We start from the raw sequence: 22,524 nt of genomic DNA on the forward strand, positions 1-22,524 counted from the left end.
CCATCCTCTCTGGGCAGCCGCCACCGGTCAAGCTGATACACCAGCGTCTCTCGGAGCACATGATTTCCCTGTGGGAGCGAGCCTGCTCGCGAAGGCGGCGGATCAGTCACCTGCTATGTCGCTGACATACCGTATTCGCGAGCAGGCTCGCTCCCACAGGGTCTGTGTAGCTCACAATTTGCAATGACTCCCACAGGGCCAGTTCAAGCCACATCCGAAGCCGCGGGCCACTGCCGCAAGGTGATCGGCAACTTGCACGATTCACCGCGCCCCATCGGGAAATACTGAAAGCCATTGCGCGCCAGGCGCTCGGCGTCGTACAGGTTACGGCCGTCGAAGATTACCGGGCTATTGAGGCGCTGTTTGATCAGCTCGAAATCCGGGGCCTTGAACTGTTGCCATTCGGTGCAGATGATCAACGCATCGGCGCCGGCCAGTACCGATTCCGGCGTCCCCATCAGCATCAGTTTTGATTCGTTTGGATAGAGATTCTGGGTTTCCACCATGGCCTCCGGATCAAACGCACGCACACTGGCACCGGCAGCCCATAAGTCTTCGAGTAGAACCCGGCTCGGCGCGTCGCGCATGTCGTCGGTGTTGGGCTTGAACGCCAGGCCCCACAGGGCAAAGGTCTTGCCGCGCAAATCGCCCCGGTAGAAGGCGTTGATGCGCTCAAACAGCTTGTGCTTCTGGCGCTGGTTGATCGCCTCGACCGCTTGCAGCAGATCACTGGAGCAATGTGCCTGCTCGGCACTGTGAATCAACGCGCGCATGTCCTTGGGAAAACACGAACCGCCGTAGCCGCAACCCGGATAGATAAAGTGATAGCCAATCCGCGTATCGGCACCGATGCCCTGGCGCACTGCTTCGATATCTGCGCCCAGATGCTCGGCGAGTTCGGCGATCTGGTTGATGAAGCTGATCTTGGTCGCCAGCATGCAGTTGGCGGCGTATTTGGTCAGCTCGGCACTGCGCAAGTCCATGAACAGGATGCGGTCATGGTTGCGGTTGAACGGCGCGTACAGATCGCGCATCACATCGCGCACTTCAGCGCCTTCGCAACCAATGACGATGCGATCCGGTCGCCGGCAATCAGCAACCGCTGAACCTTCCTTGAGAAATTCCGGGTTGGAGACAATATCGAACTGCAGCAGGCGGCCAATCTTGATCAGGGCCTTTTCGATGTGGCTGCGCAAAGCGTCGCCCGTGCCCACCGGCACCGTGGACTTTTCCACCACGATCAATGGCTGCTCGCGATGCCGGGCAATCGCGTCGCCAACCGAGAGGACGTAGCGCAGATCCGCCGAACCATCCTCGCGTGACGGCGTGCCCACCGCGATGAACGCCACCCGCCCATGCAACACCGCAAACCGCTCATCGGTGGTGAATTGCAGGCGTTTCGAATCCAGGCCTTCACGCACCAGACTGGCCAGCCCCGGCTCGTAAATACTGACGTGCCCCTGGCCCAACTGCTCGATCTTCTGCGCGTCGACATCCATGCACACGACCTCGTGACCGACCTCGGCCAGCACCGCCGCCTGCACCAGACCGACATAACCACTGCCAAACACCGTGATCTTCATGCCGCACTCCTGCTCGCAGTTCCCTGCACTGAACATAAGAGCGCGATGTTTCAGTTCGCCTACTGCTGAAGAATCAGCAAACAGACCGTTCGGGGAATGCCCGATTGACTTTTACCGCCTCGAACGGCAGGTTGTGGGCCTTTCGCGGTAACCCTTGTCATCGAGTCATGCCGTTTTTTGCGTTTCATTTCATGCATTTATTGTTTTTGTTGAATCGTTTTTTATTTCAAGGCCGTTTCGTTTGAGTGATTTGTCGAGTACCCAACCTGCACCGTCCAACAACAATCCGCTGACCGTTTACCTGGCGCGACTGGCACCTTCCAGCCAGTTGACCATGCGTTATGTGCTGCAAGACGCCGCTGACCGCCTCGGTTTCGAGGACGTCGATATCGAAGAAATCCCCTGGCACGGCCTGCAACCGGAAGACGTGGTGGCGCTGGTCGCCGCTTTGCGTGCCGATGGTTATGCACCGAACACCTCGTCGCTGTACGTGAACGCCGTACGCGGGGTGATGAACGAAGCATGGCGCATGAGCCTGATCAGCCAGGATCACCTGCTGAAGATGCGTTCGGTCAAGGGCATAGCCGGCACGCGGCTGTCCCAGGGGCGCAACCTCAAGCGCACGCTGATTCATGAACTGATGGAGGTCTGCGCTGCCGACCCGCGCCCGCAGGGCCTGCGTGATGCGGCGGTGATTGCGCTGCTGTACGGCACCGGCATGCGCAAGTCGGAATCGGTGGATCTGGATCTGAGCCAGGTCGACTTTCACGAACGCAGCCTGACGGTGACCGGCAAGGGCAACAAACAGTTGATCAAGTACGCGCCGGCCTGGGCCTTTGCCAAGCTCGATGCCTGGCTGGAACTGCGTCGTTCACAGCTCAAGGAAGGCGAGAGCGACGATGCGTTTCTGTTCAACCGTATTCGCCGGGGCAGCCACATCACCCGCGAGCGCATCACCAAACACGCGATTTACTACATTGCCCGCCAGCGCGGTACGCAGGTCGGGGTGAAAATCATGCCCCATGACTTCCGTCGTTCATTCATCACCCGGGTGATCGAAGAGCACGACCTGTCGATCGCGCAGAAACTGGCGCATCACAGCAATATCCAGACGACTGCCAACTACGATGTGCGCGATGACAACGAGCGGCGGCGGGCGGTGGATCGCTTCGATTTGTAAACGGTGTCAGGTCTGCGGCGGGCAGCGCGAGCCGCTGGCACCCTGCGCGATGTGCGCAGCGAGGCGTTTGACGTTGTTCTGTTGCGCGGTTACCAGTTCGTCGATGCTCGGCCCTGAAGGCGTCTGCAACACCGAGCGACAGCTCAGCAGCGCCGCGTCCGCCGCACCCAATGGGCGCACTCGCCATTTCACGTCGATCAAGGCGTACTGACCGGGAATCGAATCGAAGCGCTGCACGTCGATTCGCACGGAAGCGCGCTGCTGGCCGACGCCGCCACTCAATTGATCGACCAGCGCACCGCGCAACTCATCGGCAAGGGTGGCGCTCCACCAATCGGTATCCAGGATGGCCACGCCGCTGTTGCCTTGGCGAATCACGATCTGCGCGCGATCGACCTGCGGCGGCACGCTGATGCTTTCGATGGCGATGTCGGCGCCGTTGCGGCTGGCACCCGGTTGCGCCGGGGTCAGCGTATGGAAGCTGATCGGGTCGCTACGGCACGCGGCCAGCAGCACGAGCGCAGCGAGCAGGGAGATCTTCAACGGTAAAACCATGGATGCAGCTCCTGTGCTCAATTGCGTGGCGGTCCTTTGAGGTCCAGCGGCGCGGCGTTGTCGGGGCGTCCGCGAATCAGCGACTCAGGGTGGCGACCGAGGTAATCCGACAGCTCTCGCAACGAGCGCGACATGCGCCCGAGTTCGTCGAGGGTTTCGGTCAACTGCTCACGTTGCGGTGAATCCTCGGCCAGGGTCGAATTGGCGGACTGCAAGGTCTTGCTGACGTCGGCGAGGGTGCTCTGTACACCCGGCAGAGTCCTGGCGTTGAACTGCTTCAGGCCCTTGCGCAGCTCGACCAGATTGCCGTCGAGGTTGCTGGCGATGCGTTCAACCGGCAATGCGTTGATCTTGTTGACCATCGCCTCGAGTTTTTCCTGCAATTGCTCGAGGCTGCCAGGGACGGTCGGAATGGTCACCGGCCGTGCCGTAGGGTCAAAAGCGACTTTCGGCGCTTTGGGGTAGAAATCCAGGGAGATATACAACTGACCGGTGAGCAGGTTGCCGTTGCGGGCCTGGGCGCGAAGGCCGTTTTCGATGAACGTGCCGATCAGGCGCGCGCCGGTGGCCTCATCGTTTTCGTCGCCATGGTAAGCCTTGAGCATTTTCGTGTGAGCGCGGCCCAGACGCTGCGGATAGATGACGATGCCGACATTCACCGGGAAGGTGCGCTTGACCTCGTCGAAGTCGAGATTGACTGCCACCACCCGGCCGATTTCAACTCCGAGGAACTCCACCGGCGCGTCAACCTTGAGCCCGCGCAAGGCTTGATCGAAGCGCAGCGCCAGATATTGTGCCTTGCCGTTTGGCGGGGCGAGGGCGGTGGCCTGGTCGGCGAACAGTTCGAAACCCTTGTCTTCACTGGCTGGCGAATCGTTGGGACTGTAATCCGGAGCGCGGAAAGCGATGCCGCCCACCAGCAGGGTCGACAGCGACTCGGTTTTCACCGCAAAGCCGTTGGCACCGACATTGATGTCGATGCCGCTGGCGTTCCAGAAACGGGTGTTTTCGGTGACGTAGGCGTCATTTGGCGAATGCACGAAGACTTCGATGTTGACCCCTTTGCCGTCCTGGTCCAAGGCATAGGACACCACTTGGCCAACCGGGATCTTGCGGTAATAGACGGGGGAGCCGATGTCCAGCGAGCCGAGGTCGGCGGTGTGCAGGGTGAAACGCTTGCCCGGTTCGCCATAGGTGATCGGCGGCGGGTTCTCCAGACCCTTGAAGTTTTTTGAGCGGGTATTGGCCTGGCCAATGTCGGCACCGATGTAGTCGCCCGACAGCAATGTGTCGATGCCCGATACCCCGCCGGCGCCGATGCGCGGACGTACCACCCAGAATTGCGAGTCCTCGCGGGTGAAGGCTTCGGCCTGCTTGGCGAGTTTGATCGTGGCGTTGACGTGTTTATGGTCGTTGGCCAGTTCAACATCGGAGACATGGCCGATGACTACGTTGCGGTACCTGACTTCGGTCTTGTTGGCGGTCAGGCCATCGCCGGTCTTGAAGGTGACGGTGATCGTCGGGCCTTCCTGGAGGATGTTGTGAATCACCAGCGAAATGCCCACCAGCACCGCCACGATCGGCACGATCCATACCAGTGAGATACCGAATCGGCGGGTTTTGATCGGCGCCTGACCGGGTGCTCGCGGCTCGTCGCTGGCTGACGACTTCATCCATGTCCTCCTCAATTAATCGGGCACTGAGCGTCAGGAACGCAAAAGCACTTCATCAATATAGAAGTGCTTGGCGATAGAGCAAATGTGTATAGCTGGCGTGGGACGCAATTGCGGTGCAAGGAGTTGCCGAAGGTTGCGACCTGATCGTTCCCATGCTCTGCGTGGGAATGCAGCCCGGGACGCTCTGCGTCCCAAGATCGCAGCCTTCGGCAGCTCCTACAGGGGCCAGAGTCGTGGCGGGCTCAGCCGAGCATTTCGCGCAGGCGATACCAGAACATGCCAAGCGCCAGCAGCGGCGAACGCAACGCCGGACCACCGGGGAAGGTCATGTGCGGCACGCCGCTGAACACGTCCATGCCCTGGCTATGCCCGGCGTGAATGGCTTCGCCCAGCAATTTCGCGCACCAATGGGTGACGTTGAGGCCATGGCCGGAATAGCCCTGCGCGTAAAACACGTTCGGGTGCTGTTTGAGCCGGCCAACCTGGGGGAAACGATTGGCGGTAATACCGATCTTCCCGCCCCATTGGTAGTCGATGCGCACGTCGGCCAGTTGCGGGAACACCTTGAGCATTTTCGGTCGCATGTAGGCGGCGATATCCGCCGGATCGCGCCCGGAGTAATGACAAGCACCGCCGAACAGCAGACGTCGATCCGCCGAGAGACGGTAATAATCGAGCCCGACTTTCTGATCGCACAGCGCCAGGTTCTGCGGGATCAACTGCGCGGCACGGCTTTCGTCCAGCGGCTCGGTGGCGATGATGTAACTGCCGGCGGGCAGCACTTTGCCGCTGAGTTTCGGCTCGAGGTCATCCAGATGCGCGTTGCAGCCAAGCACCAGGCTGCCGGCGCGTACTGAACCGGTGGCGCAGCGCACCTCGACGGTCGGGCCATGGAGGATTTCCAGGACCGGACTTTGCTCAAAGATACGCACGCCCAGCGACGCGGCGAGACGCGCTTCGCCCTGAACCAGATCAAGCGGATGCAAATGGCCCGAACCCATGTCGATCAATCCGCCGGCGTACACACCGGCGTCGACCACTTGCGCACGGATCTGCTCCGGCCCGACCAGCCTCGTTGCGTGGGCATAGTCGAGTTCGGCGAGGCTGTCCTGTTCCTGCTTGAACGCGGCGAATTGCGCGGCGGTGTTGGCCAGTTCGCAAAAGCCCCAGCGCAGATCACAGTCGATGGCGTTTTCAGTGATGCGCTGGCGCACCAGCGCCACCGAATCGATGCCGGCGCGCTGCAGATAATGCACGCCGTCCTGGCCAACGTAGCGCGCGAAACCCTCGACTTCATGGCCGATGCCGCGAATCAGCTGCCCGCCATTGCGGCCGCTGGCGCCCCAGCCGATCTGTCGCGCTTCGAGCAGCACCACCGACAGACCACGCTGCGCCAGTTCAATCGCCGTGTTGACGCCCGTAAAGCCGCCGCCGATCACGCAGACATCGGCAAGCACATCTCCGTCCAGCGCAGGGTAGGGCGTGGTCGTCCGTGCAGAAGCTGCGTAGTAGGAGCGGTCGTGTTGTGCGCTGTGCTGATTCATTTGTTCGACTTCACTTTGCTCCACGACCGGGTCATCAGACGCATGATCGCCTGGGGCGGGGTCGAGGAAATGTAGAGTTTGTCGAGCACCGACTGCGGCGGATAAACCTCAGGGTTGTTGACCAGTTCCTCATCCATGAACGGCTTGGCCGCCGGGTTCGGGTTGGCGTAGCCGACGGTGGCGCTGACCTTGGCGATCACCTGCGGATCAAGCAGGTAATTGATGAAGGCATGGGCCTCTTTGGCGTTGCTCGCGTCGGCCGGAATCGCCAGCAGATCAAACCACAGGTTGGCGCCTTCCTTGGGGATGGCGTAAGCGATATTCACACCGTTCTTGGCTTCCTTGGCGCGGTTGGCCGCCTGGAACACATCGCCGGAGTAACCGAACGCGACGCAGATGTCGCCATTGGCCAGGTCCGACACGTACTTGGAAGAATGGAAATAGGTGATGTACGGACGGATGCTCAGCAGCTTGGCTTCGGCCTTTTTGTAGTCTTCAGGGTTTTCACTGCGCGGATCCATGCCCATGTAGTTGAGGATGGCCGGGAAGACTTCGTCGGCGGAGTCCATCATCGACACACCGCACTGGCTGAGCTTCTTCAGATTCTCCGGTTCAAACAACACGGCCCAGGAATCGATGTGGTCGATGCCGAGCACTTGCTTGACCTTGTCGACGTTGTAGCCGATGCCGTTGGTGCCCCACAGATAGGGCACCGAGTGCTCATTGCCTGGATCGTTTTTCTCAAGCAATTCAAGCAGTTTCGGGTCAAGGTTCTTCCAGTTTGGTAACTGTGATCGATCGAGCTTCATGAACGCGCCGGCCTTTACCTGACGGGCGAGGAAGTGGTTGGACGGCACTACCACGTCGTAACCGGTGCGGCCGGCGAGGAGTTTGCCTTCAAGGGTTTCGTTGGAGTCGAAGACGTCGTAGATCACCTTGATCCCGGTCTTGCTCTGGAAGTCTGCAAGGGTGGTTTCGCCGATGTAGTCGGTCCAGTTGTAGACGCTGACCTGGGGCTCGGCGTGGGCTGCTGCACTGAACAGCACGCTCAGCGCGACCGGGAGTACGGATTTCAATAGACGCATATCGACACCTCTTCTTGTAATGATCGTTCCCACGCTGTGCGTGGGAATGCCGCAACGGACGCTCGGCGTTCGGCTTTGGATGGGACGCAGAGCGTCCCGGGATGCATTCCCACGCGGGAGCGTGGGAACGATCAAATTCTCAGGCGCTGCACAATCCCATGTGGGAGCGAGCCTGCTCGCGAAAGCGGTGTTTCAGTCGACATCTATGGTGAGTGTGCCGACGTCTTCGCGAGCAGGCTCGCTCCCACAGGGACGGCTGCGCCGTCAGACGCTGAGCAGCAGGAACTCTCGCTCCCAGGAGCTGATCACGCGCTTGAAGTTTTCATGCTCGGCGCGTTTGACCGCAACGTAACCGCGAACGAATTTGCTGCCCAGGTATTCGGCGACTTTCGGGCAGTCTTCCATCTGCGTCAGGGCTTCTTCGATGGTGATGGGCAGGCGCAGGTTGCGCCGTTCATAGGCCCGGCCTTCGACCGCCGCGCTCGGCTCGATCTTCTCGACCATGCCGATGTAGCCGCACAGCAGGCTCGCGGCAATCGCCAGATACGGATTGGCGTCGGCGCCGGGCAAGCGGTTTTCCACGCGCATCGATTCAGGCCCTGAAGTCGGCACTCGCAGGCCGACCGTGCGATTCTCTTCGCCCCATTCGACGTTGACCGGCGCCGAGGTGTCCGGCAGGAAGCGGCGGAACGAATTGACGTTCGGCGCGAACATCGGCAGCACTTTCGGGATGTATTTCTGCAAGCCACCGATGTGATGACGGAACAGCTCGCTCATCTTGCCCTCGGCATCGGCAAAGATCGGCTGACCCGTCGCGATCTCGACCACACTCTGGTGCAAGTGCATGGCGCTGCCGGGCTCGTCGCCGATCGGTTTGGCCATGAACGTCGCGGTGACGTTGTGCTTGAGCGCTGCTTCGCGCAGGGTGCGTTTGAACACGGTGATCTGGTCAGCCAGATCCAGCGCATCGCCGTGGCGGAAGTTGATTTCCATCTGCGCCGGGCCGTCTTCGTGGATCAGCGTGTCGAGGTCCAGACCTTGCAGTTCGCACCAGTCGTAGACGTCTTCGAACAGCGGATCGAATTCGTTGGCGGCATCGATCGAGAATGACTGGCGACCGCTTTCCGCACGACCCGAACGACCCAGCGGTGCCTTGAGCGGCAGGTCCGGATCTTCACAGCGCTGGGTCAGGTAGAACTCCATTTCCGGCGCGACAATCGGCTTCCAGCCCTTGTCGGTGTAGAGCTGCAAGACTTTCTTCAGCACGTTGCGCGGCGACAGTTCGATCGGGTTGCCGAACTTGTCGAAGGTGTCGTGGATGACGATGGCAGTCGGTTCGATTGCCCAAGGAATGACATACACGGCATCGGAAACCGGCTTGCAAACCATGTCGATGTCAGCCGGGTCGAGCAGGTCGTAGTAGATGTCGTCGTCGACAAAATCCCCGGTTACCGTTTGCAGCAGCACGCTCTCCGGCAGGCGCATACCGCGCTCATGCAGGAACTTGTTGGTCGGTGCAATCTTGCCGCGGGCGATGCCGGTCAGGTCGCTGACCACGCATTCGACTTCGGTAATCTTGTGATCTTTCAGCCAGGTGAACAGCTGATCGAAAGGGGCGTTCATAAAGACCTCGTTATTGGTTTTGTAGACGCCGGGGAGGGCGGGTTTCATCTTCCGCCCCTTCCCCTGTGGCGCGTTGGGGACTATCTTGGGCGCGGCTTGCGATTCCATCTATCCACTTTCAGCAGCACCAAAGCGCACCAAAAGAGTGCGCAGGGTCACCCCATGACAACGTGCAATCCGCTTCAGGTTCAAGCGTTCAATACCGCCGACGTGGCCGAGCAAATCCGCGCTACACCGGGCTGGGTCCAGCATTACCAGCAGATGTCGCCGGGGCATTTCGCCGGGCAGATTCGCTATCTGGATCTGCAGGGCGTCGAGGTTTATGAAGAACAGATGAACACCCGGGTCGAGCAAAACTTCAGTGCGCCATCCGGGGCTCTGGCGTTCTGTTTCGATCGCAGCGACAACGCGCTGTATCTGCTCAACGAAGAAAGCCGCAACATCTGGATCACCCCGGAGAACTACCGTGAAATCGCTGTGGTGTTCGGTCCGGATTTCGTCCGCGAGCACGGTTTGCAAGTGGCAAAGCTCGAAGGTCTGTTCATGGCGCCGCTGAACTGCGGACAGAACGCTTTGTTCAGCGGCTGGTTAAGCTCGATTCTCACGAAGTTGTCGCAAGCCTCTGATCCACTTGATAAAGATCGCCTGACTCGGCAACTGCTCGAGGACTGCCTGTTCATCCTCGACAACGCTCAAACCCGTCTTGATCGTGGAGGATTGCAGCAGCGTAACAACGAACGCCAAATCATGAAGCGAGTAGGGGAGTGGGCGGCTGATTCGCCGGAAGACACGGTCAATCTGCTCGAACTTTCTCACGTTGCCGGCGTACCGCTGCGCCAGTTGCAACAGGCTTTCAAGGCTTACACCGGGATGACCCCGAGCCACTGGTTGCGCCTGAGGCGGCTAAACAGTGCGCACCGTGAATTGCTCAAGCGTCGGCCGACGGAAACCACTGTTGCGGAAGTGGCGATGCGCTGGTCGTTCTGGCATCTGGGGCGGTTTTCCAGCAGTTACCGCGCGCTGTTCAAGGAGCTGCCGAGCGAGACGCTCAAGCGCTGAGCAGCAAAAAGGCTTTGTGTCCTTGCAGAAGTTAAATAGAATCAGTCTCATTTGAATCTACCTTCGCGCAGGGTCTCTTGAGATGATTGAAGCCACGTCACCGTCGGAGCAGAGCCTGCAGCAGTTGTATCGCGAGCACCGCGGCTGGCTGGAAACCTGGCTGCGCCGGCGCATGGGCAATGCGTGGGATGCGGCGGACCTCAGTCAAGACACCTTTGTCCGCGTCCTGTGCAACGCGCCGCCACTGGCTGAATTGCGCGAGCCGCGCGCGTATCTGCTCACCGTCGGCAAACGGCTACTGAGCAATTTCTACACGCGGCGCCATCTGGAAAAAGCCTACCTCGATGCCTTGGCGCAATTGCCGGAAGCGTGCGCACCGTCGCCGGAGCAGCGCTGGTTGCTGCTGGAAACCTTGCAGGCGCTGGATGAATTGCTCGATGGCTTGCCGCGCCCCGTGCGCCGGGCATTTCTTTGGAGTCAACTCGAGGGCCTTGGCTACCGCGAGATTGCCGAACGCTTGCAGGTTTCCGAGCGCACGGTGAAACGTTACATGGCCCAGGCGTACGAGCATTGTTTGCTGGTGGATCTCTGATGCGCGTTGCACCCAATGATGAAATGCGGGAAGTGGCGCGGGCAGCGGCGCACTGGCTGGCACTGCTCGAGTCCGGTTGTGCCAGCGAGGAAGATCACGCGCGATTACAGCATTGGCGCGCCAGCGACAGTCGCCACGAGAACGCGTGGCAGAAAATTCAACAACTGCGTCAACGCTTTGCAGGCTTGCCCCCGGCGCTTGCCCTGGCCACGCTGGATCGGCCGGATCCGGCGCGGCGCGCTGCTCTCAAGCGTGCCTTGGGCGTGGCGGCGCTGGTGCCGGCGGCGTGGTTGATCAGTCGGGAGCTGCCGCTGGAGGTCTGGCGCGCCGACCTGCACACCAGCACTGGCGAGCGGCGCAAAGTGCAGTTGGCCCAGGATTATTCATTGCAACTCAACACCGACAGCGCGGTTAATGTCGATCTGGCGGCACGTCAGTTGACGCTGATTCGTGGCGAGATGGCGCTCAACGTCGCGGGCGATTCAGCCTTTATCGTCAACGCGCCTTATGGGCGGATGATCGTCAATCACAGCGACATCTCGGTGCGCCTCAATTCCCGCGATTGCCAGGTCTGCGTGCTCCGTGGTTCGGTGCAATTGCAGCCGCTGCACGGCCCGGCGCTGGTATTGCAGCAGGGCCAGCAAGTCAGCCTGCAAGCTTCGGGCGCCGGGGCGGTGACGGCGTTCGATGCGTTGATGCCCGGGTGGCGCGACGGTGTGGTGATGGCGCAAAACCAGCCGCTGGGTGATTTCCTCCGCGAGCTGAGTCGCTACCGCTCGGGTGTTCTGCGCTGGGATCCGGCGCTGGAATCGCTGCGCGTCACTGGCAGCTTTCGCCTCGACGATACCGATCAAGTGCTGGCACTGCTGGCTGCCAGTTTGCCCGTCGATGTGCATGCGCGAACGCGATTTTGGGTGTCACTGGTACCGCGTGCGGAAAAAACTGGCTGAAGCCTGTCCCTTTTTTTCGCCTCGCTGGTCATTCCAGGCAAGTGAACAAAATCGAGAGCTTCTTCCAATGCCCGCAGTATTTCCAGGTCGTTTGCGTCCGTTGTTGCAGTTGAGCCTTTTGCTGAGCCTGAGTGCCAGCCCCGTGTTGATCCAATCGAGCTGGGCCGACGATGGCAGTCGCCGCAGTTATCAGGTGCCGGCCGGTAGTCTGAGTACAGCGCTGACGCGCTTCGCCGGTCTCGCCGGCGTCAATCTGTCGGTGGATCCGGCACTGGTCAGCGGCCGCAACAGCAATGGTTTGTCCGGTGAATATGGCGTGGAGGAGGGGTTCAGCCGGTTGTTGCTGGGTTCCGGTTTGCAGCTGCAACCGGTCGGCGATCAGGCTTATACGCTGGTGCCCGCAGCGCAAGGCAGCACCTTGCAACTTGCGCCGACATCGATTCTCGGCGCGGGCGGTTCAGCGGATGCCGACGTGTTTGCTGGCGGTCAGGTCGCGCGGCGTGGCTCGCAAGGGTTGTTGGGTTCCAGGGATTTCATGGAAACCCCGTTCAGCATGACCACCTACACCAGCGAAACGGTGAAAAACCAACAGGCGCGCACGCTCGGCGATCTGATCAGTACCGACCCTTCGGTACGCGCCACCAACCCTGCCGGTGGCCGCTATGAGCAATTCACCATCCGTGGTTTCAGCCTGTTCAACAGTGATGTTGCCTACAACGGCCTCTACGGTGTGTTGCCGACTTACACGATTGATATGGAAATGGCCGATCGCGTCGACATCCTCAAAGGCCCGAGCCAATTGATCAACGGGATTTCGCCACGGGGCAGTGTAGGAGGGGGGATCAACGTCGTGCCGAAACGCGCGACCGACAAGCCGATCACCTCGCTGACAGCCAATTACGCCTCGAACAATCAAGTCGGCGGCGCGGTGGATGTCGGACGGCGTTTTGGCGAAGACAATCAATTCGGGGTGCGCTTCAACGGGGTTAAACAGTCCGGTGATACAGAATGGGATCATCAGAGTGTCGATCGCGACATGGCAGTACTCGGTCTGGATTTCCGTGGTGAACGCTTGCGACTTTCCACCGATATCGGCCACACCGAACGCGACACTGACGCACCGCAGGAACGCGTGCAAGTCGCGACCAACGCCAAGGTGCCGAACGCCAATGATGTGCGCGACAACTATGCGCAACCCTGGAGCCGGGCGCGAACCAAAGACACTTTCGGCACGCTCAACGGCGAGTTCGATGTCAGCGATTCGGTCATGCTGTATGGCGGCGTCGGCGCACGCAAAAGCAATCACGACTTCTTGCGCCACGCGGTTTCAGTGACCAATGACGCCGGCGACTTCAGCGTCCAGCCGCGCGACTTCACTCGCGACGAAAACGTTCGCACGGCTACCGCTGGGGTGCGCAACTGGTTCCAGACCGGACCGGTCAGCCATGAAGTGAACCTGGCGGCCAACTACTTTTATATGGACTTCGAAAACGGCGGCGCCCGTTACGCGGCCGGGCGCAGCAATCTCTACGACCCGGTGGAAATAGCCAGACCCGGCACGCCGACCCGCAATGACGCCAAGGTCTACACCGAAAATCGCTTCAGCGGCGTGGCCTTGTCCGACACGCTCGGTTTCTTCGAGGATCGACTGCTGCTGACTTTGGGCGCGCGCTGGCAGCGGGTCAAAGTCGATGACTGGAGCGACGGCATCAAGGGCGATACGGCCTACGATGAAGAAAAGGTCTCGCCGTCGGGCGGGATTCTGTTCAAGGCGACGGACAAACTTTCGCTGTACGCCAACTACATGGAAGGTCTGAGCCAAGGCAAGATCGCGCCATCGACGTCGATCAACGAAGACGAAATCTTCCCGCCATTCATCAGCCGCCAGGTCGAAGTCGGCGCCAAGTACGACGCCGGCTCATACGCGCTGACGGCAGCGGTGTTCCGCATCAAACAACCTGCCTACGAAACCAATGCGACCACACGAGTCTTCGGCCCGAACGGCAAACGCGAAAACAACGGCGTAGAACTGAGCGTGTTTGGCGAACCGCTGAAGGGCTTCCGATTGCTCGGCGGGGTGATGTACATCGATAGCGAACTGACCGATACCACCAACGGTACATTCGACGGCAACCGCGCACCGGCAACACCGAAATACAACGTCAACCTTGGTGCAGAGTGGGACGTGCCGACTGTGCAGGGTTTGACATTGACCAGTCGTGGAATCTATTCGAGTTCGCAGTATCTGGATCAGGCGAATGATAAGGAAATCGACTCCTGGGAACGGTTCGACGTAGGCACACGCTATGCTTTCAAGTTGGACGAGAAGACGATCACCTTGCGCGCAAATGTCGAAAACGTGCTGGATAAACGCTATTGGAGCTCGGCGGGTGCATCGGATGATAGTGAGCCGGGGTTGACGCTTTCTACGCCGAGGACGTATCTGCTGTCGGCGGCGGTAGACTTCTAACGGAGCAGGGTAAGTGCGTCGATCGTCGTCGAAAATACGTTAACTACACTAAATGACCGTTTAGTTGAGCTAACAAAAAACCGTACCTGCAACGGAGAAGGCCATGATTCAGCGCAAGCCGAATGCTACAGATGTGATTGCTGCGCTGAATCTACAGCCCCATGTCGAGGGCTGTTATTACCGCAGAACCTATCAAGCCGATCACCGTGCCTGCCTCGAAACGCAGCAAGGCACGCGATATCTGCTGACCTCGATCTACTATCTGCTCACTGAGCAATCGCCGGCGGGCCAGTTTCATTTCAACCAATCCGACATCCTGCATTATTTTCAGTTGGGCGACGCCATCGAATACAACCTGATCCACGCCGACGGCTCACTGCAAACGCTGGTGATGGGCAGCGATGTTTTGGCTGGTCAGCAACTGCAATTGCACGTACCGGGTGGAATCTGGAAAGCCTCTCGATTGCTGGAAGGCTCGAATGGCTTTGGCTTGATCAGCGAAGCGGTTTCGCCTGGGTTTGATTTCGCGGACATGGAAGTCGGTAATCGCGCAAAACTCACGGCACAGTATCCGCAGCATGGAGCGCTGATTGAAATGCTTACGCGCGGTGAAGATTGAGAGTTGTAGATTGGGACAAATGCAGTTTGCAGGGAAAGCTGGTTTTGAAGCGACCGCGCAGATTCAAATCTCTCGGGCAACCACGCTAACCCTGTAACATCTTGTTACGTGTAATGTATATTATGTTAAATCGTGGATGCGAACGGCCTCAGGCTTTAGATATCACATCCACCACTCCCAACCTCTCAGTCTAAGCAACGCCATTCGTTTGCAGCTTCAACAACCAATGTCTCTCGGTAGTCCATCCGATAAAAACCTGAGCACCTTCGCTTGCTTGGCGAGCCTCGGTCAACGGTGCGCCAGAAGCCGCTACTCGCAATCCTCTAATCGCCGGCAGAAACCTTTCACGAAATGCACTAGGCTGAATCGCGAAATGAGCTTCGATACGTTCAATCGCGAAACGCATTTCTGCCTCATCGAGCATCGCTAGATAAAAGACCATTTGCCGCCAGGCATAAGCCGTATTTTTGATCACCACCAGGCTGGAGTGATAAAACCGCAACTTCATCTGCTGGCGTACGCATATCCATCTGAAGCATTCCTCGGCCATCGAAGCCAGGCGATACTGCAACAGCGCCTTCAACCCGAGCTCACCAAACAACAGCGCAAGGTTTTGCGTCGTCAGGATCTGTTGTTGCTCGATGATTTTACCGTTAGTCGCCGGTCGCCATGTCCCCAGGCCCGCATCAGCCCGCTGGGAGCACAATCTGGCCAATGCGTCCCTGGAACTAGCGTCAGGCCTGGAGAACCTTTTCCGCCTGGATTTCGGTTGATCAGGAAGCATCGCCAATTGGCTTGCATCAATGTCGTAGTAATTGGCGTATAGCGTGCCACCTGTCAAAGATGCCGCCTGCCTGGCAGATCTTATGTACTTGTTCGAGAAAGTGCCCATGAAAATGTCCGAGGCGACCTCTTCCACAAAAGGCAGATCCAGCTTGGCCATCGCACCAAGCGCAGCAAATTCCTGAATGAGTTTGTTGGGCAGGATCGCTTGAGGAAAAGCGCAAAGAGTCATTGCTGCGGATTGGATCAGGGACTGTTTCGCTGCCTCAGTGACCACCGCGTCCGTTTCTCGCTGGTCCTCAACAGCCGCCACCCACGGCAATTCATTCATCCTGACCTGACTTTCCAGATCCAACAGCAACAATGATCGGCGTTGTCGAAAGGCGCGATAGGTTGCTACAGAGAGCATCCGCAGCGACATATCGCGAAATCCTGCACTGCAGATCTCAGCCGTTATCGCTGGCAGCAGCCGCGCCACGGTATCCCCGGATGTAATCAATCCCTTATCGATCAGCTCGGCAATTGTGCCCGTTCGACACCGCTCGACGCGTCGACGAATATCAGTAGGAATGCCGATACCTGTTAACAGCGAATATGCGGTCGCTTCTTCGCAGGTAACGGGTTGCAGCAGAGATGAAAAGTCGGAAACTCCGTCCGAACCGGGATACCTGCTCAGACGTGCGGCAACCGCTTTAGCAAATAGATGGTGCCCGGGTGAGGACACGTGACTGCGTTGAGACTCTCTGTGCTTTTGATGAGATTCGGATTCGGGATGACCATGCTTGCGTACGAAATCGTCGACGATCCTGCGAATTCGTCCGACTTGCCGTCCCGTAAGCGACGCCGCATCGCTAGCGCAACTCCCCAGCAATGCAAACAACTCCCCTGCCCGATCCCTTGAGCTTTCAGCTTCACCTGAAGCGCTGGGGCAAGAAGCATCGAACTGCCGCTTCAGAATATTCGCCTGCTCAAACCAGCCCTCGGGGTACCGGCGACAAGGCCAATCATCCTGATACGTCAAAAGGAAAAGCGACACCGCCGCATCGTAGAGCGGCAAGCGAGTCTCGACGACATGTTTTTGCGCTGCCAGACGCGTCTGTGCTGGGCGGTTTGAAAGCACGGTTCTGACATCACCGACAGTAAAAACCTGCACTTGCCCTGCTGAAAGCGGCGAACCGTCAGAAGCCATCGGAAAGAATCGCAGCTCTTCAAAGAAAGGCGCTATCGCTTCAACCAGGTCCCATGCGTTCTCTGTACGTTGTTGGCCCAGCAACCAGGCCACCGTCAGCAGTGCAGCTTCTTCTGGCACCTCGATTCGATAATCCCCGCTCGCCAGCTTCGTTTGCAGTACCTCAATCCCCTCCTCCGTAAGGTGCCACGTGTTGAGATCGAGTCGCTCGAAGCCAGGACGGATACCAGGAATCGAAGCAGCCAAATGTCGCTCGTACTCGGTCAGTGCGCCACCGGCCATGTACTGCCCAGTGGCGAAACCTCCCGTGACGACTTCCAGCGTGACCCACTCAGGCACATCCGCGAATGGAGTTCGTGAGCCATACGACGCAGATCCCTGCAATATGTGCTCGATTACATTGCGCCAGCGCTCGATGCGCTTGCTCGTCTGTCCGTTATCGTCGAGGCCCGATGCAGCGAGTGCCCGAGAGAGTTGAAAGGTTGCATAGCCGGCACCTATGCCGGCATTCGCATTCGATTCCCTATCGTCCCTGAGCATGAGTCCTTCCGAGCCTGCGATGTTGTGGGTCCGGGGGCTGGATTCGAACCAGCGCCCACCCGGTTAAGAGCCGAGTGTTCTACCGCTGAACTACCCCGGAACAGAGCGCGGATTGTCCACCAGCGCTGAACGATTGTGAAGATCGAAAACATTGCCGCTTGTGAACCTGAACGTAATCAGGTGATCTCGGGAAGAGTCGTCAAGACCAGCGCAGTCCGATCGAGTCCTTTGCACCGGCGTCGCGAACCAATACGCCTGGAGCCCGACGCCTTTATTTCGGGTTGCGGGATTGTCAGCGAGTTTAGCGCTACTGTGCGTAATCGATTACTTCGCCGTTCCAATAGCAATTGTACGGGCTGGAGCGGCCGCGATTGGTATTGCACTCAGAATTCGTTTGAGTTCGATCCCCAGTGCCTCCCCTTCTGATTCTGCACTGATTTGCCAGGCTCCGACCCCATAGTCCGCATGATAAGTCGGACTGATAAGCGCCGTTACTTTGTCTGCCCTAGGTATCAGCAGCAATGAAACGTCAGGCTTGATGCCCTTCCACTGGAGACTGTCGTGATAAATGTGCGCTGACTCCATTGCATCCAGGACGCTGGCGCGGGCGCTGCGATACTTCGCGTCGAAAACCAAGAAGCGCTTCGTCGAAGGCGAGTCCAACGTCACGACGATGTCCAGATATCGCTCTCGCGATAAGCTTTGAAAACCGCGATGCGCAGGTTGATCACTCGCTGGGCATCGGACTTGGTAACATGCCTCAACGGTCACAAGCCGCTATTCCCCGCCACACGATTTCTTTTAAACCCACCGATCGATATTCACGACTCCAGACGAGTTCAGGAAACTGACGTTGCAGCTGTGAGACTACAGTTACAAAGCACCACCGCTCATAAACCTCCCATGTTGGGCTGACCCACAGCGTCTCATCAGGATCCTTTCCCAACCAACCTGAACGCAACGCGTACCAACCAAACCGATAAGCTCGCGCGTATGCAGACGGATGCGGAGTCCAACCGCTTGACCGTGTGCGCACTCACCGACGTGCGATCACTCTTCAAGGTTGTTAACGGCCGCTGAGATATCTGTTTGAGCGCGCGGTGAAACCGATCCCCATAGCGCCTCAGCCTCGCAAACCAAGTCGTTGGCTGGCGCTCAGGCCATAATCGCTCGAACCAGAAAATCACCTTGGCCGGACACCTACCTGAGCTCTCAGTCGGCAAAGTTCATATCACTGCACATGAGTTCGTCTTTAGCATGGCCGAGAGCAATCGTTGGCGCGCTCCCATGTGCCTCTCACCACACTCGATTCGCTCTTGGGGGCTTCACCCGCCTTAAACCCGGAGAGGCTGCGGACTGCTGAAGCTTTCGATGCCTCTCCGAGTAAAGGACGAAGAAAGATATGGAAATGCATGGCATCAAAAGCTACGGCGAGAGACTTCAGTTCGCATATACCCTTCGTGGGTTTCCAAAACTCTACGCGCTGTCACACCGAATCGGTGTGACGGACAGCGCTCTTAGTCGGTGGTTTCGTTCAGAGCCAATCAGTATGGAGAACTTCGCCAAGCTGTGCGTCGAGTTGAACGTCAATGCCGATTGGCTTCTGCTCGGCCGTGGACAGCATACGCTCGGCGCCATGCATGACGCGCCGCATCGCAAAGCGCTCGCGGACGTGATTGAAAGAATGGCCGACAACGACGTTCGTAACCTCGCCAAGTTTCTTGATGAAGTAACCACTCCAGCAACTTGAGCGCCACGCAATATTTTCAGGGCAATTCGTGAGCACTGCTCAACCGACTGAGCTTCACGAAGGGTCCGATATTGATAACTTCTAGATGCCCGAGCAATGACGCCTGGGTATGAGCTGGAGATCATCATGTGCACTAAGGAATCTGCAAAAGCTGATGTAGAAGTGAAGTTCGAGTCCCAGAAAACGTTCAGCCTCTTCGGTCGGAACATCTCAACTTGCCAAGCGGCCCTGGGGGCTGGTGCTCACGTGCAAGTCACCAACACAGAAGGCCTGAACTACCATCTGAATGTTTTCGCGAAATGCGAGTGCGACGGGCTTCTGAAGAGACTCAACGTGGCAATCGACAAGTCCATAGGTAACCCTCCCGAAGGGTTGCGTGACGTCCCTTTCACTATCGACCGCACTTCCCATCCCGACTGGCGCTCTCGTCAAGCCTATCTTCGCGATGGTGTGGGATTTACGAGCAGGATCATCACCTGCGCATGGCCTGCCCTTGCGCCGCCTAAGCTGGGCAGCGTGCTAACCGGTGGAACTACGACGACAATCGACGCCACAGCCATCGACTCGCAGTTGGTTTATGCCATGACCGATGCTACCCCGGAGCAGGTCAGCGCATACTCTCACCTGAACCTCTACGCACAGGGGGCTGCGCGCGCCGTCCTGAAAAACAAGGGCGTGGACATCACCAATACGGACTATCTGCAGACGAAGCAATGGTTCGATGCTGTGGTTTACCAACTGACCGATCTGGGCTTTACCGTAAAGGCAGCGAGTGGCGGCCAGGTCAGGCAGGATGTCTCTTCAGGTGACGTGGACATCGGTAGTTTGCTGACCACCATCGTTGGCACGTATCTGGGAGCGACGGAACTCGAGAGTTTCAAGCAGCTCGCGACGCTCTTGGCCAAGGATCCCAACGATTCGGGCACCCACGACTTCATGACCTTCTGGTGGAACAAGGCCAGCACTAAGGACGGCCGCACGACTGTCGCCTTTGGCCCCATCAAGAACGACCAGGGCATGGCTTCGGTGACAGTGGTTTACCTCGTGTTGGATGTGGAATTCACAGACTGGCACTCACTGTTTGTCAGCTACCACCATGAAGGTGTAATGATCCGCAGCGCTGCCATTACCCTGGATCTCGACATGGAGGTCTACAGCAACAATGAAAAAGCAATCTTCGACGCCATCTCCGGCGCAGTCGCCAATCACATCAAGACTCAGGAACTGAGTTTCGACTGATAGTCGATCGATGCGGGGCTCCAGCACATATTCGCAACGCTGGAGCCCCGTTTTTTTGTGCAATGGCACTTTCCGCGCTGCCTTTCTTAGTCGACCGTGATCTGCCCTGAGGGACTGGCGCTAAGGAACGCGTAGACGGCTCACCACCCGATTAATCTCCCCTACCACCCGCCCCGTCGCCTCCTCGATCGCTCCCTCATTCCGACACAAAAACCAACCCTGATCGGCAGCGGCCACCTCAAACGCCTCAGTACAAGCGACATGCTCCTCCAGACCGCGAAGCACAGTACTGCTCAAGCCACGCCGTCGCGCCCCCGCCCTCGCCCACGAAATCTCCGCCGCCGTGACCACGCCAACATGCAGGTCGGGCACCTGAACGTTGCGATCACGGTTTAATTGCAGGATTTCAGCAAACGGGACTATCCGGCGAAACGCGGCATCGGACGGGTACCAGCGATCGATCAGGATGATGCTGTCGGCAGGCTGTTTGGTCAGCACGTGCTGGGAAATCCAGCTGCGGCTATCAGCCAGGCGTTGGCAGACTTCCAATTCCAGATTCCGGTCGGGATGGCGGACGAGCCGGTTCACCAAGTGCATTGTCTCGCCCCTGAAAGGGTCGCTTTTTTTCTCGCACAGTCGGATCACTTTCTGGTTGTCTGCCCTCAGGACTTCAGTGATGGCCTCCAACAGCGAGGTTTTGCCGACGCCTTTGGGGCCATCAAGGGAAACAAACAGCGGACGAGTCATTGTTCACAGGCTTTAACGGGAAGTGGTGAACACTCTAACGGATTTTCAGGTTGAACCTCTTCTGCTCAGGCGGACTCCCAAACCTGAATTCAGGAGAAACCTATGACCCAGACAGCTCTAGTCGTGGGCGCCAGCGGCATTGTCGGCAGCGCCATCACCCAGTTACTTATCGACAACCAGTGGCAGGTCGCCGCGCTGTCGAGGCATCCATCTCAACTTCAAGGCGTGATCCCTGTCGCGGCGGACCTTCAGGACCCTGCTTCACTGGAACATGCGCTGAGGGATGTGAAACCCACGCATGTGTTCATTACCACGTGGTCGCGGCAAGCCACGGAAGCGGAGAACATTCGCGTCAATGCCGCCATGGTGCGCAACGTCCTCGCCGCCATTCGCCCAGCGAAAAGCGTCAAACACGTAGCACTGGTTACCGGCCTGAAACACTACCTCGGCCCGTTCGAAGCCTATGGTAAAGGCAGCCTGCCACAGACGCCGTTTCGCGAAGAACAGGGTCGTCTGGATGTCGAGAATTTCTATTACGCTCAGGAAGACGAACTCTTCGCCGCGGCTGAAAAGGATGGCTTCACGTGGAGCGTTCATCGCCCGCATACCGTCACTGGGGTGGCCGTGGGCAATGCGATGAACATGGCGACCACCCTCGCCGTCTATGCCTCGATTTGCAAACACACCAATCGCCCTTTTGTGTTTCCCGGTTCCAGGGTGCAGTGGGACAGTCTCACCGACATGACCGATGCGCGGCAGTTGGCGAAGCAACAACTGTGGGCGGCCACCACGCCGGCTGCGGCGAATCAGGCATTCAATATCACCAATGGCGATGTATTCCGGTGGAAATGGATGTGGGGCCGCATTGCCGAATACTTCGACCTGCCTGCTGCTGACTATCCCGCGTCACCCTCGCCTCTAGAGAAGCAGATGGCGGACGATCAAGCCGTATGGACGCAAATAGTCGCGGAGCACGGTTTGAAAGAGTCCGACATTGGACGTCTGATTTCCCCATGGCATACCGATGCCGACCTTGGCCGCCCCATCGAAGTGGTCACGGATATGTCGAAAAGCCGCCTGATGGGCTTCACTGCCTACCAGGCGAGCGATCAGGCATTTTTCGACGTGTTCGACAGGCTGCGGGAGATGCGCTTGATACCTTAGGCGGCTCCAGACAGATAAGGTGGGCACCTGGCGTGCCCCCTCATTCAACAGTAATTTCCACGCCCTCTCCCCCCCTCATCTGCGACTTTCATTCGCCCTGTGAAATCCTCCCGCCAGCCACCGGCAGAACGCAGCCAATCGTATAGCCCAACTCCAAAATAGCGCCTTCAACAGTT

The 22,524-nt window shown here is 58.5% G+C and carries 19 protein-coding genes and 1 tRNA gene; 9 read left to right on the forward strand and 11 right to left on the reverse strand.

The genetic code is table 11. The features are described from left to right. Window positions 1-203: 203 nt before the first annotated feature. Complete coding sequence (locus AB4N41_RS22025) at window positions 204-1,583, reverse strand: UDP-glucose 6-dehydrogenase (protein ID WP_460138021.1); 1,380 nt, start codon at window positions 1,581-1,583, stop codon at window positions 204-206. A gap of 241 nt (window positions 1,584-1,824) precedes the next feature. Between AB4N41_RS22025 and AB4N41_RS22030 the strand changes: the two genes are divergently transcribed. After that, window positions 1,825-2,763 (forward strand): site-specific integrase, encoded by a 939-nt coding sequence (locus tag AB4N41_RS22030; RefSeq protein ID WP_305965242.1) that lies wholly within the window; start codon window positions 1,825-1,827, stop codon window positions 2,761-2,763. 6 nt (window positions 2,764-2,769) lie between these two features. Here AB4N41_RS22030 and AB4N41_RS22035 read toward each other — a convergent pair whose 3' ends face one another. The 5 genes from AB4N41_RS22035 to AB4N41_RS22055 all read right to left on the reverse strand — a co-directional run bounded on the left by AB4N41_RS22035 (window position 2,770) and on the right by AB4N41_RS22055 (window position 9,246). Then, a complete protein-coding gene (locus AB4N41_RS22035; RefSeq protein WP_236168824.1) occupies window positions 2,770-3,318 on the reverse strand; it encodes a PqiC family protein in 549 nt (182 codons plus the stop codon). Window positions 3,319-3,335: 17 nt separating this feature from the next. Then, window positions 3,336-4,991, reverse strand: coding sequence for a PqiB family protein (locus AB4N41_RS22040; RefSeq protein ID WP_252876296.1), 1,656 nt, complete (start codon window positions 4,989-4,991; stop codon window positions 3,336-3,338). Between the two features lie 245 nt (window positions 4,992-5,236). Next, window positions 5,237-6,538 carry an NAD(P)/FAD-dependent oxidoreductase gene (locus tag AB4N41_RS22045; protein ID WP_252876297.1) on the reverse strand — a complete coding sequence of 434 codons (1,302 nt, stop codon included), beginning with the start codon at window positions 6,536-6,538 and terminating at the stop codon, window positions 5,237-5,239. Then, window positions 6,535-7,623 carry a polyamine ABC transporter substrate-binding protein gene (locus tag AB4N41_RS22050; RefSeq protein ID WP_150635322.1) on the reverse strand — a complete coding sequence of 363 codons (1,089 nt, stop codon included), beginning with the start codon at window positions 7,621-7,623 and terminating at the stop codon, window positions 6,535-6,537. The genes AB4N41_RS22045 and AB4N41_RS22050 overlap by 4 nt, the downstream gene beginning before the upstream one ends. 264 nt (window positions 7,624-7,887) lie before the next feature. Continuing rightward, entirely contained in the window at window positions 7,888-9,246 is a 1,359-nt protein-coding gene (locus tag AB4N41_RS22055; protein WP_252876298.1) for a glutamine synthetase family protein, read from the reverse strand. Between the two features lie 162 nt (window positions 9,247-9,408). Here AB4N41_RS22055 and AB4N41_RS22060 point away from each other — a divergent pair, with 162 nt between their 5' ends. The 5 genes from AB4N41_RS22060 (at window position 9,409) to AB4N41_RS22080 (ending at window position 14,936) form a co-directional block, all read left to right on the forward strand. Continuing rightward, window positions 9,409-10,305: a helix-turn-helix domain-containing protein gene (locus tag AB4N41_RS22060; protein ID WP_252876299.1), complete on the forward strand. Its 897-nt coding sequence runs from the start codon at window positions 9,409-9,411 to the stop codon at window positions 10,303-10,305. Window positions 10,306-10,387: 82 nt separating this feature from the next. Further along, window positions 10,388-10,897, forward strand: coding sequence for a sigma-70 family RNA polymerase sigma factor (locus AB4N41_RS22065; RefSeq protein WP_056786013.1), 510 nt, complete (start codon window positions 10,388-10,390; stop codon window positions 10,895-10,897). Continuing rightward, window positions 10,897-11,847 (forward strand): FecR domain-containing protein, encoded by a 951-nt coding sequence (locus AB4N41_RS22070; RefSeq protein WP_252876300.1) that lies wholly within the window; start codon window positions 10,897-10,899, stop codon window positions 11,845-11,847. Before AB4N41_RS22065 ends, AB4N41_RS22070 begins: the two co-directional genes overlap by 1 nt. A 67-nt stretch (window positions 11,848-11,914) precedes the next feature. Continuing rightward, a complete protein-coding gene (locus tag AB4N41_RS22075) occupies window positions 11,915-14,317 on the forward strand; it encodes a TonB-dependent receptor (protein WP_252876301.1) in 2,403 nt (800 codons plus the stop codon). A gap of 103 nt (window positions 14,318-14,420) precedes the next feature. Then, window positions 14,421-14,936, forward strand: a complete 516-nt coding sequence (locus AB4N41_RS22080; protein ID WP_460138022.1) for a cupin domain-containing protein — start codon at window positions 14,421-14,423, stop codon at window positions 14,934-14,936. A gap of 190 nt (window positions 14,937-15,126) precedes the next feature. On the opposite strand, the gene AB4N41_RS22085 is transcribed toward AB4N41_RS22080, so the two are convergent. From AB4N41_RS22085 to AB4N41_RS22100, 4 genes are all read right to left on the reverse strand, one after another. After that, window positions 15,127-17,448: a hypothetical protein gene (locus AB4N41_RS22085; RefSeq protein ID WP_252876302.1), complete on the reverse strand. Its 2,322-nt coding sequence runs from the start codon at window positions 17,446-17,448 to the stop codon at window positions 15,127-15,129. A gap of 25 nt (window positions 17,449-17,473) precedes the next feature. After that, a tRNA-Lys gene (locus AB4N41_RS22090) sits at window positions 17,474-17,548 on the reverse strand. Window positions 17,549-17,772: 224 nt separating this feature from the next. Next, window positions 17,773-18,117, reverse strand: a complete 345-nt coding sequence (locus tag AB4N41_RS22095) for a hypothetical protein (protein WP_375123716.1) — start codon at window positions 18,115-18,117, stop codon at window positions 17,773-17,775. Between the two features lie 260 nt (window positions 18,118-18,377). After that, the gene (locus AB4N41_RS22100) at window positions 18,378-18,635 is read right to left on the reverse strand and encodes a DUF2357 domain-containing protein (RefSeq protein ID WP_353956547.1); all 258 of its coding nucleotides are present in this window, start codon (window positions 18,633-18,635) and stop codon (window positions 18,378-18,380) included. Window positions 18,636-18,856: 221 nt separating this feature from the next. Between AB4N41_RS22100 and AB4N41_RS22105 the strand changes: the two genes are divergently transcribed. Both AB4N41_RS22105 and AB4N41_RS22110 read left to right on the forward strand, forming a co-directional pair. Next, the gene (locus AB4N41_RS22105; RefSeq protein ID WP_252876304.1) at window positions 18,857-19,198 is read left to right on the forward strand and encodes a helix-turn-helix domain-containing protein; all 342 of its coding nucleotides are present in this window, start codon (window positions 18,857-18,859) and stop codon (window positions 19,196-19,198) included. A gap of 126 nt (window positions 19,199-19,324) precedes the next feature. Further along, a complete protein-coding gene (locus AB4N41_RS22110; RefSeq protein WP_252876305.1) occupies window positions 19,325-20,437 on the forward strand; it encodes a hypothetical protein in 1,113 nt (370 codons plus the stop codon). Between the two features lie 120 nt (window positions 20,438-20,557). On the opposite strand, the gene AB4N41_RS22115 is transcribed toward AB4N41_RS22110, so the two are convergent. Next, a complete protein-coding gene (locus AB4N41_RS22115; protein ID WP_460138024.1) occupies window positions 20,558-21,184 on the reverse strand; it encodes a dTMP kinase in 627 nt (208 codons plus the stop codon). Window positions 21,185-21,286: 102 nt separating this feature from the next. Between AB4N41_RS22115 and AB4N41_RS22120 the strand changes: the two genes are divergently transcribed. Then, entirely contained in the window at window positions 21,287-22,348 is a 1,062-nt protein-coding gene (locus tag AB4N41_RS22120; RefSeq protein ID WP_252876307.1) for an SDR family oxidoreductase, read from the forward strand. Window positions 22,349-22,524: the final 176 nt, after the last annotated feature.

Source organism: Pseudomonas sp. S2_A10 (assembly GCF_054668465.1).